This window comes from Trabulsiella odontotermitis, from assembly GCF_030053895.1.
GTDB lineage: Bacteria > Pseudomonadota > Gammaproteobacteria > Enterobacterales > Enterobacteriaceae > Trabulsiella > Trabulsiella odontotermitis_C.
This window is the reverse complement of sequence record NZ_CP125781.1, coordinates 2619284-2634608: the sequence shown is the minus strand read 5'-3', so window position 1 is coordinate 2634608 and position 15325 is coordinate 2619284. Positions and strand designations below refer to the sequence as shown.

The 15325-nt window shown below is 56.7% G+C and carries 14 protein-coding genes; 6 read left to right on the top strand and 8 right to left on the bottom strand.

Going from position 1 to position 15325, the window contains the following annotated elements:
• The first annotated feature begins 28 nt into the window (after nucleotides 1–28).
• From QMG90_RS12625 to rnd, 3 genes are all read left to right on the top strand, one after another.
• Nucleotides 29–616: a Slp family lipoprotein gene (locus QMG90_RS12625; RefSeq protein WP_283279983.1), complete on the top strand. Its 588-nt coding sequence runs from the start codon at nucleotides 29–31 to the stop codon at nucleotides 614–616.
• Between the two features lie 205 nt (nucleotides 617–821).
• Entirely contained in the window at nucleotides 822–2507 is a 1686-nt protein-coding gene (gene fadD, locus QMG90_RS12620; RefSeq protein WP_283279981.1) for a long-chain-fatty-acid--CoA ligase FadD, read from the top strand.
• An 83-nt stretch (nucleotides 2508–2590) separates the two neighbouring features.
• On the top strand, nucleotides 2591–3706 hold the full coding sequence (gene rnd, locus QMG90_RS12615) for a ribonuclease D (RefSeq protein WP_283283954.1): 1116 nt from the start codon (nucleotides 2591–2593) through the stop codon (nucleotides 3704–3706).
• Between the two features lie 79 nt (nucleotides 3707–3785).
• Here the strand turns inward: rnd and minE are convergent, their stop codons facing one another.
• From minE to minC, 3 genes are read right to left on the bottom strand one after another with little or no spacing between them, the layout of a single operon-like run.
• Nucleotides 3786–4055, bottom strand: coding sequence for a cell division topological specificity factor MinE (gene minE / locus QMG90_RS12610; RefSeq protein WP_038153586.1), 270 nt, complete (start codon nucleotides 4053–4055; stop codon nucleotides 3786–3788).
• Nucleotides 4056–4058: 3 nt separating this feature from the next.
• The gene (minD, locus tag QMG90_RS12605; protein ID WP_283279979.1) at nucleotides 4059–4871 is read right to left on the bottom strand and encodes a septum site-determining protein MinD; all 813 of its coding nucleotides are present in this window, start codon (nucleotides 4869–4871) and stop codon (nucleotides 4059–4061) included.
• 23 nt (nucleotides 4872–4894) lie between these two features.
• Complete coding sequence (gene minC, locus QMG90_RS12600) at nucleotides 4895–5596, bottom strand: septum site-determining protein MinC (protein ID WP_283279978.1); 702 nt, start codon at nucleotides 5594–5596, stop codon at nucleotides 4895–4897.
• A 126-nt stretch (nucleotides 5597–5722) separates the two neighbouring features.
• On the opposite strand from minC, the gene QMG90_RS12595 reads away from it, so the two are divergent.
• From QMG90_RS12595 to ycgN, 3 genes are all read left to right on the top strand, one after another.
• The gene (locus tag QMG90_RS12595) at nucleotides 5723–5998 is read left to right on the top strand and encodes a YcgL domain-containing protein (RefSeq protein WP_283279977.1); all 276 of its coding nucleotides are present in this window, start codon (nucleotides 5723–5725) and stop codon (nucleotides 5996–5998) included.
• Nucleotides 5999–6011: 13 nt separating this feature from the next.
• Complete coding sequence (locus QMG90_RS12590) at nucleotides 6012–6671, top strand: fumarylacetoacetate hydrolase family protein (RefSeq protein WP_283279976.1); 660 nt, start codon at nucleotides 6012–6014, stop codon at nucleotides 6669–6671.
• A 93-nt stretch (nucleotides 6672–6764) separates the two neighbouring features.
• A complete protein-coding gene (gene ycgN / locus QMG90_RS12585; protein ID WP_283279975.1) occupies nucleotides 6765–7211 on the top strand; it encodes a cysteine cluster protein YcgN in 447 nt (148 codons plus the stop codon).
• A gap of 53 nt (nucleotides 7212–7264) precedes the next feature.
• On the opposite strand, the gene QMG90_RS12580 is transcribed toward ycgN, so the two are convergent.
• Genes QMG90_RS12580 through QMG90_RS12560 form a run of 5 tightly spaced genes read right to left on the bottom strand, consistent with a single transcriptional unit; the run spans nucleotide 7265 to nucleotide 15218 of the window.
• Entirely contained in the window at nucleotides 7265–9454 is a 2190-nt protein-coding gene (locus QMG90_RS12580) for a TonB-dependent siderophore receptor (protein WP_283279974.1), read from the bottom strand.
• Between the two features lie 16 nt (nucleotides 9455–9470).
• A complete protein-coding gene (locus QMG90_RS12575) occupies nucleotides 9471–10793 on the bottom strand; it encodes a lysine N(6)-hydroxylase/L-ornithine N(5)-oxygenase family protein (protein WP_283279973.1) in 1323 nt (440 codons plus the stop codon).
• Nucleotides 10790–12532 (bottom strand): aerobactin synthase IucC, encoded by a 1743-nt coding sequence (gene iucC / locus QMG90_RS12570; protein WP_283279972.1) that lies wholly within the window; start codon nucleotides 12530–12532, stop codon nucleotides 10790–10792. Before iucC ends, QMG90_RS12575 begins: the two co-directional genes overlap by 4 nt.
• Nucleotides 12529–13476, bottom strand: coding sequence for a GNAT family N-acetyltransferase (locus QMG90_RS12565; protein ID WP_283279970.1), 948 nt, complete (start codon nucleotides 13474–13476; stop codon nucleotides 12529–12531). The genes iucC and QMG90_RS12565 overlap by 4 nt, the downstream gene beginning before the upstream one ends.
• Nucleotides 13476–15218, bottom strand: a complete 1743-nt coding sequence (locus QMG90_RS12560) for an IucA/IucC family protein (protein ID WP_283279969.1) — start codon at nucleotides 15216–15218, stop codon at nucleotides 13476–13478. The genes QMG90_RS12565 and QMG90_RS12560 overlap by 1 nt, the downstream gene beginning before the upstream one ends.
• Between the last annotated feature and the right edge of the window lie 107 nt (nucleotides 15219–15325).

The following is a 15325-nucleotide window of genomic DNA, read 5'->3' as shown; positions in this document are numbered from 1 at the left end:
ATGGCTGTCATGATTAAGGAGCTTCACCATGGTGGGTCAACAGCGTTTTTCACGTGGGCTGCTGGTCGGACTGGTCGCCATTGCCTTAAGCGGCTGTGTTACCGTCCCTGATGCCATCCAGGGAACCAGCCCGACGCCACAGCAGGATTTGACGCGTGTGATGGCCGCCCCGTCGTTGTACATAGGGCAGGAAGCGCGATTTGGTGGCAAGGTGGTCAACGTGCGCAACGAGCAGGGGAAAACCCGGCTGGAGATTGCCACTGTTCCGCTGGACAGCGGTGCGCGTCCGTTATTAGGCGCCGCGTCGCGCGGGCGCATCTATGCCGATGTGAACGGCTTCCTTGATCCGGTCGATTTCCGCGACCAGCTGGTGACCGTTGTCGGGCCAATCGCCGGCACGGTAGACGGAAAAATCGGCGATACCCCATACAAATATATGATGATGAATGTGACTGGCTATAAACGCTGGCGCGTCGTACAGCAGGTGGTTATGCCGCCGCAACCTATTGATCCGTGGATGTGGGGACCGTATCCGCGCCACGGACGATACGGTTATGGCGGTTGGGGTTGGTATAACCCGGGGCCCGCCAGTGTGCAGACCATTGTAACGGAATAACCTGTTGTATTTTGTAGTAAAAGAAACAGCGGCCCGTCCGCTGTTTCTTTGTTCCCGGAGTCATAAGAAAAATAAATAGTGACGCGCTTCGCAACCTGCATTCTGCACAATTTCTAAACTGGTACGCTGAGTTAATATTATGTTAACGCGTTGTTTATTAATTGGGGTTGCGATGACGACGATTCGAAAAGTTAGAGGTGATGCATTGAAGAAGGTTTGGCTTAACCGTTATCCCGCGGATGTTCCGGCGGAAATCAATCCTGATCGTTATCAATCCCTGGTGGAGCTGTTCGAACATTCAACCACACGCTATGCGGACCAGCCTGCGTTCATCAACATGGGCGAAGTCATGACCTTCCGTAAGCTGGAAGAGCGCAGCCGCGCGTTTGCCGCCTATCTCCAGCAGGGCCTGGGCTTACAGAAAGGCGACCGGGTGGCATTAATGATGCCAAACCTGTTGCAGTATCCGGTGGCGCTGTTTGGCATTTTGCGTGCCGGGATGATCGTGGTGAATGTCAACCCGCTGTACACCCCGCGTGAGCTTGAACATCAACTGAACGACAGCGGCGCCGCCGCCATTGTTATCGTCTCTAACTTTGCCCACACGCTGGAAAAAGTGGTCGATAAAACCCAGGTGAAGCACGTGATCCTGACGCGCATGGGCGACCAGCTTTCTGCCACCAAAGGCACCATCGTGAACTTTGTGGTCAAGTATGTGAAGCGTCTGGTGCCGAAGTATCATCTGCCGGACGCAATCTCCTTTCGCCGTGCGCTGCAACAGGGTTACCGCATGCAGTACGTGAAGCCGGAAATCGTCTCTGACGATCTGGCTTTCCTGCAGTATACCGGGGGCACGACGGGCGTCGCCAAAGGCGCGATGCTGACGCACCGCAACATGCTGGCAAACATTGAACAGGTGAATGCCACTTACGGCCCGCTGCTGCATCGCGGCAAAGAGCTGGTGGTCACACCGCTGCCGTTGTATCACATCTTTGCGTTAACCATTAACTGCCTGCTGTTTATTGAGCTCGGTGGGCAAAACTTATTGATCACCAACCCGCGCGACATTCCGGGGCTGGTGAAAGAACTGGCGAAATACCCGTTCACCGCCATGACTGGCGTGAACACGCTGTTTAACGCGCTGCTGAACAACAAAGAATTCCATCAACTGGACTTTTCGTCGCTGCATCTTTCTGCGGGCGGCGGCATGCCGGTGCAGCAGGTAGTAGCGGAACGCTGGCTGAAACTCACCGGACAGTATCTGCTGGAAGGGTACGGGCTGACTGAATGTGCGCCGCTGGTGAGCGTAAACCCGCATGACATCGACTATCACAGCGGCAGCATTGGTTTGCCGGTGCCCTCCACCGAAGCGAAACTGGTGGATGAAGATAACAACGAAGTGCCACACGGCGAGCCGGGCGAACTGTGTGTCAAAGGGCCGCAGGTGATGCTCGGCTACTGGCAACGCCCGGATGCCACCGATGAAATCATGCAAGACGGCTGGCTGCATACCGGTGATATCGCGGTGATGGATGACGAAGGTTTCCTGCGTATCGTTGATCGCAAGAAAGACATGATTCTGGTCTCCGGCTTTAATGTCTATCCGAATGAGATCGAGGATGTGGTCATGCAGCATCCTGGGGTACAGGAAGTGGCTGCCGTCGGTGTGCCGTCTGGCTCCAGCGGGGAAACGGTCAAAATTTTCGTGGTCAAAAAGGACGCGTCGCTGACCGAAGAGTCGCTGGTGACTTTCTGCCGCCGTCAGCTCACGGGCTATAAAGTGCCGAAACTGGTGGAGTTCCGTGAAGAGCTGCCGAAATCCAACGTCGGAAAAATTTTGCGACGAGAACTACGTGACGAAGCGCGCGCCAAAGTAGACAATAAAGGCTGAGCTTCGAGACAGTCGCCCCAGACGCCGGTTCTACCGGCGTTTTTTTTGGCGCAACAGACAGAGAGTATGATTTGAACTATCAGATGATCACCACCAACGACGCGCTCCTGCGCCTGTGCGAGACCGCGCGCACCGCGTCGGCCATTGCCCTCGATACCGAGTTCGTACGCACCCGCACCTATTACCCGCAACTGGGTCTGATCCAGTTGTTCGACGGTGAACAGGTGGCGCTGATCGACCCCCTGACCATCACCGAATGGTCGCCGATGCGCGAACTGCTGCTGGACAAAAACGTAACGAAATTTCTCCATGCCGGTAGCGAAGACCTGGAAGTGTTCCTTAACGCCTTTGGCCTGTTGCCGCAACCGCTGATCGATACGCAGATCCTGGCGGCGTTTTGCGGTCGTCCGATGTCGTGGGGGTTTGCAGCGATGGTGGAAGAGTACACCGGCTTAACGCTCGACAAGAGCGAGTCGCGCACCGACTGGCTGGCGCGTCCGCTGACGGAGCGTCAGTGCGATTACGCCGCGGCAGACGTCTGGTATTTACTGCCGATCGCGAAAAAGTTGATGGCGGAAACCGACAGCGCAGGCTGGTTGCCCGCCGCGCTCAATGAATGCCAGTTGATGATGCAGCGCCGTCAGGAAGTGCTCGATCCGGCTGAAGCCTGGCGTGACATTGGCAACGCCTGGCAGTTACGCACGCGTCAGCTCGCCTGTCTGCAACTGCTGGCGGAGTGGCGTCTGCGTAAAGCGCGCGAGCGCAATCTGGCGGTCAATTTTGTCGTGCGTGAAGAGCATCTGTGGGCCGTGGCGCGCTATATGCCGTCATCAATGGGTGAGCTCGACAGCCTCGGTCTTTCCGGCAGCGAAATCCGTTTCCACGGCAAGACGCTGCTGAGCCTGGTAGCGAAAGCCGCTGCGCTGACGGACGATCTGTTGCCGGAGGCGTTACAGAATCTGGTTGATATGCCGGGTTACCGCAAAATCTTTAAAGAGATCAAAGCGCTGGTGCAGGTGATCAGTAGCGAGAAGGGCGTCAGTGCCGAAATGCTGGCGTCGCGTCGGCAGATCAACCAGTTGCTGAACTGGCACTGGGCACTGAGACCGCAAAACGGTTTACCGGAGATGGTGTCTGGCTGGCGGGGAGAATTGATGGCCGATCGTCTGAAAACGCTACTGGACGCGTATCCGCGTTAACGTAGCTAATGTAGGCCGGGCAAACAGCATGCCGCCCGGCGAATTCCCCGGCGGCGTTGCGCTTGCCGGGGCTACGTGTTCAGGACTTTGACTCTTCCGTTTCTGGCAATGTAACGTTGAGCTCCAGAATCGAAATATCCCCATCTTTTTGCTCCAGCTGCACGGTGACCATTTCCGGGTCAATCTGCACGTACTTGCAAATCACTTCCAGAATGTCTTTTCTCAGCTGTGGCAGGTAATGCGGCTCTGCGTCGCTGCGACGGCGTTCCGCCACGATAATCTGTAACCGCTCTTTCGCGATGTTAGCGGTGTTCTTTTTTCGTGAGAGAAAAAAGTCGAGTAATGCCATAATTTATCCTCCGAACAGGCGTTTGAGGAAACCTTTCTTCTCTTCTTCTACGAAGCGGAAAGGACGTTCTTCTCCCAGAAGACGTTCCACTGCGTCGGCATAGGCTTTCCCTGCATCCGACGTATCATCCAGAATAACCGGCTCACCCTGGTTAGAAGCACGCAGTACGGACTGGTCTTCCGGGATGACGCCGACGAGTTTAATGCGCAGAATTTCCAGCACATCTTCCATGCTCAGCATATCGCCACGGTTTACACGACCCGGATTGTAGCGGGTCAACAACAGGTGCTCTTTGATAGGATCTTCACCGTTTTCGGCGCGGCGGGATTTCGATGCCAGAATGCCAAGAATACGGTCTGAGTCACGCACGGAAGAGACTTCCGGGTTGGTGGTGATAATCGCTTCATCAGCGAAATAGAGCGCCATCAGCGCGCCGGTTTCGATACCGGCCGGGGAGTCGCAGACGATGAAATCGAATTCCATCTTCTTCAGCTCTTCAAGCACTTTCGCCACACCGTCACGGGTGAGGGCGTCTTTGTCACGCGTCTGAGAGGCGGGCAAAATGAAGAGGTTCTCAGTGCGCTTGTCCTTAATCAGCGCCTGATTCAGCGTTGCATCGCCCTGGATGACGTTAACGAAGTCATAGACCACGCGACGCTCGCAACCCATAATCAGGTCGAGGTTACGCAGCCCGATATCGAAATCGATAACGACAGTTTTCTTTCCCTTCTGGGCCAAACCAGTAGCGATGGCCGCGCTGGAGGTGGTCTTGCCAACGCCTCCTTTACCCGAAGTAACAACAATAATGCGTGCCATAGAAATTCCTTGTTAAAAAGGGATCAATTCAACGGTTGAACAGTCAAAGCGTCGTCTGCCAGTTGCAGTCGCGCCGCTTTGCCATAAAATTCGGCCGGGATGTTATCGCTCAGCCAGTATTGCCCGGCAATGGAAACCAGTTCCGCCGCAAGGTGCGTACAAAATATTTGTGCTTCTCTGTCGCCGCCAGCGCCTGCCAGCGCGCGCCCACGCATCATGCCATAAACATGGATGTTGCCATCGGCAATAAGTTCCGCGCCAGCACTCACGTGGTTCGTCACAATCAGATCACATTGTGGTGCATAAATTCGCTGACCGGAACGAACCGGAGCGTCAATCAATCGTGTTTTTGTGACGGGAGCAACATCTTTTGCCGGAGCGGGGGGCGTTTTTGCCGTGGCGGCACGAGAAACTTTCTCTTTCCCTTCAGTCAGTAAGGGAATGCCGGCGCTGTCAATTTCTGCTTTCAGCTTGACGTTTTTGCAGCCGCTGACGCCCATAATACGCAGGCCGGTTTCGCTGATGACCTGTTGAAGGGGGTGCCAGGAGACAGCGTCGTCGAGATTGCTGATATTCACCACTACCGGCGCATGGCGAAGAAAAGCCGGCGCCTGGGCGATTTTGTCTTCTAACGCCTGACGAATAACCTCGGGTTTTGCTTCATGCAAATGGAGGACTGATAAGGTGAAGCTACTGCCTTTCAATTCTAGTGGCGTCTGTGACATCCTGGCCTTACTCAATTTTCACATTATCAACCGCCGAAGTGCGGTGATATTCCGAAGACTATCAGGCATGTTATAGTCAGTCATATATTGAGGCAAGTAACCACCAGATTAATTCAGAGTAAAAGTATGTTTTGTGTGATCTACCGAAGTTCAAAACGTGACCAGACCTATTTATATGTCGAAAAAAAGGACGATTTCTCGCGCGTACCGGAAGAACTAATGCGCGGGTTCGGTCAGCCACAGCTGGCGATGATCCTGCCGCTGGACGGCCGTAAGAAACTGGTCAATGCTGATCTTGATAAAGTAAAACAGGCGCTGATCGATCAAGGCTATTATTTACAACTCCCGCCGCCGCCAGAAAATCTCCTCAAGCAACACCTGAGCGCGGCCGCGAAAAAATAATCAGGGGAATATAATGTATCAACATCATAACTGGCAGGGCGCTCTGCTGGATTACCCGGTCAGTAAAGTTGTCTGCGTTGGCAGTAATTATGCCAAACATATTAAAGAAATGGGCAGCGAAACGCCGGATGAACCAGTGCTGTTTATTAAACCGGAAACCGCGCTGTGTGATATTCACCAGCCGCTGGTGATCCCGCAAGGTCTGGGTTCGGTGCACCACGAAGTGGAGCTGGCGGTGCTGATTGGCGCGACGCTGCGGCAGGCCACCGAAGAGCACGTCCAGAAAGCGATTGCCGGTTATGGTGTGGCGCTGGATCTGACGCTGCGCGATGTGCAGGGCAAAATGAAAAAAGCCGGTCAGCCGTGGGAAAAAGCCAAAGGCTTTGATAATTCCTGCCCGATCTCCGGTTTTATTCCGGCGGGAGAATTTAACGGCGACGCGCAAAATACCACGCTCGGTCTGAAAGTGAATGGCGCGGTGCGCCAGCAGGGCAGCACGGCGGATATGATCCACAAAATCGTACCGCTGATTGCCTACATGAGCCGCTATTTCACCCTCAAGCCCGGTGACGTCATTCTGACTGGCACCCCGGATGGCGTCGGCCCGCTCGCCAGTGGCGACGAACTTGACGTGAGTCTGAATGGCCTGTCGCTTTCCACCCGCGTGCTGTAACCTTTCTGTGCCGCCCTTTCGGGCGGCAAAACTTGCATCAACGTGCCAGACTGGTTATAAGGTGCACCCTGGTTTTCAATGGCGGACATCCTGATGAGCGAAACACCCTTCTGGCAACGTAAAACTCTCGACGAAATGACAGACGCCGAGTGGGAGTCGCTGTGCGATGGCTGCGGGCAGTGCTGCCTGCACAAGCTAATGGATGAAGATACCGACGAAATTTACTTCACCAACGTCGCCTGCAAACAGCTCAATATCAAAACCTGTCAGTGCCGGAACTACGAAAAACGTTTCGACTATGAGCCGGACTGCATCAAACTCACCCGCGAAAACCTGCCGACGTTCGAATGGCTGCCGCACACCTGCGCCTATCGCCTGCTGGCCGAAGGCAAACCGCTGCCAAAATGGCACCCGTTGCTTACCGGTTCAAAAGCCGCCATGCACGGTGAGCGAATTTCCGTCCGCCATATTGCGGTGGAGGAATCCCAGGTCAGGGACTGGCAGGATCATATTTTAAATAAGCCTGAATGGGCGGATTAAAAACAGAGAGATAATAAAAAACGCCACCCGCCATTGCCGGTGGCGTTTTTTTATCAGAACAACACGGAATAGTTCAGGCCAAAGGTGCGGCCGCGGCCTTTATAGGTGTACAGACCTGGCGCGCCGTAAGTCGGGCTGTAGAGACCCGGTGCGCGCTGGCCCCAGACGGTGGTGTAATCTTCGTCGAGCAGGTTTTCGATGCTGAAGCTGACTTTGCCCACCGGCAGAGTGTAGCTGCCGAGGAAATCAACGGTGTTGTAGCCGTCAATTTTGTTGCCGTCCGCATCGGAAACATCAAACGTCTGGGTGCTCTGCACGCGGAGTGCCCAGTCGCCCGGTGCCCAGTTGACCCATGCGCTGACTTTTGACGGGCTGGCGCTGTCAACGGTCAGTTTCTCCCATTTCCCGTTTTCGCGGGTTTCGGATTTGATGGCGTTGAAGTTCGAACCGAGGCTCCAGTCGCTGTCGCTGAAGAAGTAATCCACCTGGCCTTCCACCCCGTAAATGCGACGTTTGTCGTCATCCATAGTGATGGTCATGTCGGTCTTGTTGATGTTGATGGTTTTGTCCGACAGCGAGTAGTACGCCGCCACCTGCGTGCGCAGGTTGTCGCCGGTCAGACGCCAGCCCAGCTCGTAAGCGTTGACTTTAATGCCGTCGAGCTTCGAATCATTCACGTTGACGCTGTTGTTCAGGCGGTAATGACCGTTGACCAGCGTGTAGTTGCCGGAACCGTAATATTTCGCCAGATCCGGGATTTCAAAGCCCTGCGAGAAGTTGAACCATACCTGCTGGCGGTCAGTGATGTGACCGAGGATGCCGGCGTTGAACAGGAAGTTGTTGTAGTCGGTTTTCCCGCCCGGTACCGCGTCGGCTGAGGTCGCTTTGCCGGTGGCGATCGCCTGCTGCTGCGCATAGCCAACAAAATCATCCACCTTGTTTTCGGTGTACTGATAGCGCACGCCGCCGCTCAGGGTGATAGCGTCGATGTCATAACTGGCCTGCAGGAACGGCGCGAGGTTGGTGATGCTGTAACCCGGATAGCGCCCGACGTTATAGGCGTTATCCAGCGTCATGCCGCCGCTCGCCGCCGCTTTGCTGAGATCAAAGAACTGCTGGTTGGCGTTGAAGGTTTCGTGATCGGCATCGATACCCCAGGTCAGCGACAGGTCATCGACCGGCTTGCTGTTAAGGGTCAGCTTGCCGCCGTAAAAGTCAGTTTTCTGCTGCGACGCACCAATGCTGGTGACCGCGCCTTTGGAGAGTGTCGGGAACGGATAGAAGGTCAGGCTCTCATCGCGATAGTAAATCTGCGCCGCCAGATCCTGCCCCCAGAAATCAGTATTGGAGTATTGCAGGTTAATCAGATGACGCTCGGTGCCCGGCAGGCGGTCGGAATCGAGATTGCCTTTGTTGTAGGCTTTCGCATCGCCAGTGACAGCCGAGAAGTTGTCGCCGAGGAACAGGCCGTGCTTGCCGTCAGACTGGCTTTTATAGTACTGGGTGGTGAGCTGTAACTGCTGGTGGTCGTCGATGTTCAGCGTGCCGGTGCCCATAACATCCAGACGGTCAGAATATTGCAGACCGGTCTGGGTGTTATCGATGATCACTTCGTCGCCGTTGCCATCGTACCAGCCGCCGTAACGCTGGTATGCCACGGAGAGACGCCCGGAGGCGTTATCATTGCCGCCGCTGACCGCTGCCGCCACGTTTTCATCGTGATCGTTATGGCTGTTAAATCCGCTTTTCGCGCCGGTCTGGAACTCCACTTCGGTTTCCGGCTGGCCTTTTTTAGTCACCACGTTAATCAGACCGCCGGTACTCCCGCCGCCATACAACGAGGTTGCGCCGGAGATAACCTCAATGCGCTCAATATTGAACGGGTCAATAGAATCCAGCTGGCGGCTGTCGCTGCGGGAGGAGTTGAGACGCACGCCGTCAACCATCACCATCATTGAACGTCCGCGCATGTTCATGCCGTAGTTGGTACGGCCCTGGCTGCTGACATCCATGCCGGGGATCAGCTGCGCCAGTACCTCTTTCAGCTCTTTACCGCCCTGAACCTGCTGTTCGATTTCAGCCTGTTCAATGACCCAGGTGGTTTGCGCCATATCCGCCACGCTGTGATTCGCGCGGCTGGCTGTGACGACCAGAGATTCTTCCTTTTGATCTTCCGCCCATGCAGACGCGGAAAGCATAGCCAACAGGCAAGGATTCAAAACCCAAAGATAAGAACGTTTCATTGTTATTGTGTTCCTGTCAGAACTCAGTAGTTTTTAACGGTTGAAAAACCTGGTGAAGATCGCGGCTGGGCTCGCTGCGCCAGTGGATCACGCCAGGGGTGGTGGACAGCTCAAACGGCGCCTTCGGGTGAGCGCGATTGATAATTCGCGCCGCACGCCAGGCCATCAGGCTGAGCTGCGGTTCGGCAATACCAAGACTGTGCATTCCGGCATTGACGGCAAAAAGCTGATTGCTCTGCGGGCCATCCCATTGCACAGAGAAATCGGTATTGACCTGAAATTCCTCATCACGGGTCAGGTGCAGGCGGTGCGCCAGTGGGGCGAGAAATGTCGGTTGCGCCGGACGATAACCAGTGGCAAAAATCACGATGTCGGTATCGAGCGTCTCTTCGCCATCATCAAGGTGATGACGCAACGTCAGGCGCTGGCTGTTGTCTTGTGTGGTGACGCGGGTGACGGAACGGGAAGGGAGCAGGTGCGCCCATTGTGGTTCGCGCAATACTTCGAAGCGGTGATACATGGCGCGGTAAATCGCCAGCAGCGATTCTGTCGTGATGCCATCGGACGTCATCTTCTGCTCGGCAAGCATCTTTTCGCGTACCTCTTCTTTCAGCGTGGCAAAGCTGTCGAGATACTCCGGGGTGAAATATTCGTTAGCGAACGCCGCTTCATCAAGGGCATTGTAGTTGTTGCGCCGCGAAATCCAGTTCAGTGCCGACGGCTGGCCCCATTCGCCCCGGAAAATGTTGAGGAACAGATCCGCGCCGCTCTGGCCGCCGCCGACCACGGTCACGCGCTTACTGGCCAGCGATGGCGTACGCATCATCATTTCGCTGGCATGGAAGCAACGATCACTCTGCTCGTTCACGCAGGCGGGCAGGTTGATCGCCTTCCCGATGCCAAGGCAGACGTGGCGCGCGCGGAAATGATCGCGTTGCGTCACCACGTTGAAAACTCCGGCCTGCTCGTCATAACTCACTTCCTGCACCTGCTGGCTGAACGCGAGGTTATTGAGACTCGCCGCCGCCCAGCACAGGTAATCCGCAAATTCTTCGCGGGAAACGGTGCGCTGTTCGGTGGTCAGAAAACGGTAGAACTTCTTGCGCTGCACCAGATAGTTGAGGAAGCTGTGGCGATTGGTCGGTTCGACGGCGCTCACCAGATCTTTCAGAAAACTGGTCTGCATGTAGCAATCCGGCACCATCATTCCCGGATGCCACGAAAACTGTGGTTTGCTTTCCAGAAACAGCGTACTGAAGCCCTCGAGACCTTCTGCCAGCGCGGCGATGCTTAAATTGAACGGGCCAATACCTATGCCAATGAAATCATACGTTTTCATTCTGCGGACTCCCTGGTGACCAGATAAAGTGGGTTGTTGAGATCGGTTAAATAGTCCGGCAGCATGCGGCTGCCGCCATCGTGTTCGGAGAACGTGAGTTTCACGGGGTTCAGCACCACGCGAATGATTTGCGGTTTGAACAGGTCGAACAACGCGAAGCGTTCGGCCATCTGCGGGTGCTGCGCCATATAGCGCTGAAGGACGCCCGCCAGAATCTGATAAAAACGCGTTTCGCTGACGCCGCACTGAAGCGTCAGGCGGGAAATAAAGCGCAGCACGGTAACAAAATGACCGGTCTGCAGGTCGTGAATGATGTAATCCGCACTGAGGCGTGCGGTGACGGTTTTTACTGCCTCCGGCAACGTGGCGGCTTCGGGGAAATCAACATCCACCAGTCGCATATCGCCCTGAAAATCTTTCAGCAAAATGCGCTGCGGCACATGGTCTTTCATCACCAACGTCACGTTCTGGCCGTGAGCAATCAGTGCCACGCCGTAACGGCACAGCAGGTGGTAGAACGGCAGCACCACGGCGGTGAACAGCTTCTCCAGCCAGACGTCAGCGGAAAGACCGGAACGGGCGATCCACGCGTCAATCAACGGGCGACCGGCGTTATCGGTCTCCATCAGCGCCGCCATCAGCACCGCCTGCTCGCCGTCCTGCAGATAGCAGGAGGGGTTTTCGCGCCAGATCACGCCGAGCATTTCCTGGAAACGGTAGGGCGCTTTCGGCAACGCGGCATAGCCGGTGTGCGAAAGATACCCCGCAGCCGGTTCACCCAGCGCTTGAGCGCCCAGCGCGGTCAGCGTCGCATCCTGTGAAAACTGCTGTTGCAGCCAGCGCGAGGCCAGCGGACCGGCGGCAATATACTTGCCCGGAATGCCGCGATAGCAGGAGGTGTTATAAATGGTCAGCGGCAGTTTGATATCAAACGGCGCACGACGGCTGACGTTAGTCAGCGTGCGCAGAGACTGCTGCGCCAGATACTCATCGCCAAACTCGCCCAGTTCGGTGATTTCGCCACGCGCCAGTTGCGGTAAAAAGTGCAGGGCGATTTTCTGCTGCCACTGCCACGGATGCAGTGGCACCGGTAACCAGTTATCGTCCAGCCCTTGCGCCTGCCAGTGGGCGTCAAAACGCCGGCGTTCGCTGTCGTCCATCGCGCTTGCCAGCAGGGTGCGGATATCACAGTCAGCGTCGCTGCTCCATACCAGATGGTCGCGGCGCACGGCAATCCAGTGCAGACGAAAACGCCCGCAATACTCCGGCGCATACTGACGAAGGGCGTCCAGCCCCCAGCCGCGGCGACCTTTGTTAAAGATAAACTTCGGATGACCAGAGAGCAGACACTGCAACGCGTCCGGATCGAGATCGATCAGCGCGTCGGCATCGAGATGCGCCCGGGCACTGAGCAACTGCAGGTCGCCGCGCAGGGTGGCGTAGAGATCTTCCAGGTGTTCGGCGGTCTGTGCATCGCTCATCGCCAGCACCTTCGCCAGCTGACGCAGCGCGCTTTCGGCTTCAATCGGTTCGCCGCTGCGGTTGCTGAGCGTCGTGGGGTCAATATGCAGCCAGCCCCAGATGCCACGCGTGGCGGTAAACTGCCAGCGCTCATCGCCGAGGGGGATTGCCCAGCGCTGCGGAGCAATTTCTTCGGCGGTCAGTGCGCGTTCATATTCCAGCTCGGCGAGGATCTTCGCCACCATCCCGCGGTTGACCTGTTCCCACGCCGCCATCATAGCCCCACCTCACGGAAAAAGTGGTCGCGCTGGCTCATCACCAGCCGGGAACGTTTATGTGGGAAGTCGAACTCTTTGACGGTGCTGAACCCGGCGACCGGCAAATGACGGAACAGGCGCTGATTATCAAAACGCGGTTCAGCAACGATGCGCGAAGTGCGCGGTTCGTCGAGCCACAGATAGTGGCTCAGGCCACGCAGCCAACTGCGGATATACTGCGCGCCGCGCCACTGTTCTTCACCCACCAGCATATGCAGACCGCGGTCAAACGACTGCCAGCGATAGTGGCGGCCAATGCGATCTTCGGCAGCCCAGTAGATTTCAAAATAACCAAACGGCTGATCGTCAAAGCAGCCGATCAGCGGATAACAATATGACGAGTCGAGTTGCTTGCGCAGGTAGTTTTCCTGTTCAGTCTGCGGGCCAGCCATTTCCCAGAAGGCGTTTACGCGCGGAGCGTTCATCCAGCGGGTGAAAACGTTGGCGTCGCGTTCGACATCGGCCACACGGAAGCTCAGCGTGCGTTTGATTTGCGCATCATAGCGGCGATATACCTCGCCGGAGGGGCGCGACGGGCGCACCGGGAAACAGAGCTGGCGCGACTCATCAAACTGCATCTCCGCGCGAGGTTGCGGGCGCTCGCCGCACAGCCACAACGGCAACTGCCAGAAGGTTTCCCGCGCCAGGTAATCGCTTTGTACTTGTGCGAACAGGCGCTGCGCCTCGTCGTGATGACGCCACTGCGCCCACGGCAGTGTAATGCCGGTGAGTTGCGGTGCGGCGACGAACAACTGATCCAGCGCCTCAACCAGCCAGCCCTCGGGCAGGTTATCCAGCGCCTGGAGAACGGCGCTGCCGTCCAGCCCGAGCGTCAGTGGCAGCGCGATGTCGCGTTCGGTGCAGCGGAATCCGTAGCCGTCATGAACAATTTTTGCGTGCGGCATCAGGCTGGCTCCTTGTAGAACGGATTACTGAAATCGAAGTAGATCACCGCCGGATCGACGATGGTGTTTTCGTTGTGATCGTGGAGATAGCAGAAGAAATTGCCTTTGCAGTTCCAGTGCGCGCTGTCGAGGACGTAATCAAGGCAACGGGAGTTTTTCGCCGTCGCACGCAACTGCGCCAGCGCCTCGCGTACCAGCGCCATCAGGCTCTCTTCTCTGGCAAATCCGGCAGCCCCCAGTGCCGCCGTGACGGCGAGGGTCGAATTCACCAGCAGGTAATACGGGAAATAGCGCAGCAGTTGCGCTTCGTTGAAGCGGTTTTCCGCCTCCAGCTCATTTTCTTCTGCCAGCCAGTCAGTAGCGCCGACGGTGAAGGCGCTGCCCTGGCAATCGCGGTACAGCAGCCCGACCGGCAAATCTTCCTGCATCTCCACGAGGATGTTTTGCTGGTGGGCGAGCAGCACCAGACCGTAATCAGCTTCGGCGCTGAACAGCGGCAGCAGCACGCGGTCGCAGTAGGCCTGAACCCAGCAACGGGCAGCGGTATCCAGCGGCAGATTGAGGCGTTGACCCAGACGGCGCACTGCGGCAGCCAGCAGACTGTCGCCGCCGTCCGGCGCGGCCTGGGTGAGGCTCACCAGCACGTTGGTTTGCGTCTGCGGCGTGCCGAACAGCAGGTTGACGCGCAGCGCCATCAGGCTCTCTTCCTGAATGGTGCCGTCGCTGTCGCGCAATCCGACCCAGCCGTCTTCCTGCATCACACGCATCGCCGGATAACGCGCCTGCAACGCCTGCCAGCGCGGGGTTTGCGCCAGCCGCGCAAGGCGCATGCCGCGCTTCACTTCTTTCACCGACAGCGTGCGCACCGAGTTGGTGAGGCGCACGCTGAGCGAAAACTTAATCATGTCGCTATTGCTTTCGCTGTACAGCGAGCGGGAAGAGCTGGTCGGCAGCCAGCGGGCACCGGCTTCACCCAGATCCCGCAGCGCGCCTTGCGTGGCGAGTCGCTGGCACCAGGGCTGGCTGAGCAGGTGCTCCGCCTGCCACGGGTGCATCGGTACCAGCCAGCAGGTATCGGTGAAATGGTGCAGCAGCTCAGGCGCGCTTTCGGCGGCAAAACGCAGCAGGCGGTCGCGCAATGTATGGCTGAGGCTGTCGCCCGTCACGAACGTACTGTCGACCGCGAACCAGCGCAGCGGAAAGCGGGAAGCGAAATCCGGCAGATAGCGGCGGGCTTCCTGTTCATTAAACGGCTCGTGGGATTTTGGCGCCGGGTGGAATGCGTGACCGACCAGCAGCGCCTGTTCCGCTTCCGCAAAATTGAGCGGCTTCGCCCGCAGATCGCCCCAGTTATGACGTAAGTCGATAGCCTGCCAGGTGTGGGTATGGCTTTCGCGCACACGACCGGCAAAGCGTGCCAGCGTTTCATCGCTGAGATCGCGGCGCACGGCCGGTTTTGCCAGTACCCGATCCACCAGCTGATTGAAATCGATAGCATCGCCGTGGTCGCTGTCGCTGCGCACAACGGTGGCGGGGAAAATATACTGATGATGTTGGGTGGGTGAGAAGTAGCGCAATGGCAGGCGAATCGCCTCGTGGTCGTTCAGCGGCAGGTGAATGAAGGCGGTTTCGCCAGGCGCGGAGGCCGGGGAATAGTGCCAGTCATCGGTCTCGCGCAGAAGCGCATTGAGAAAACACTGGGCCGCAACGTCTGTACCGTCATGGCGGGTCAGGGAACGCATAACAGAACTCACTCCATGAATTGATAATAATTCTCGTTATGATATTCATTCTATTTACACTGACAACCATTTTTGTAATATTTATTTGCATTAACTCCATCATTTCC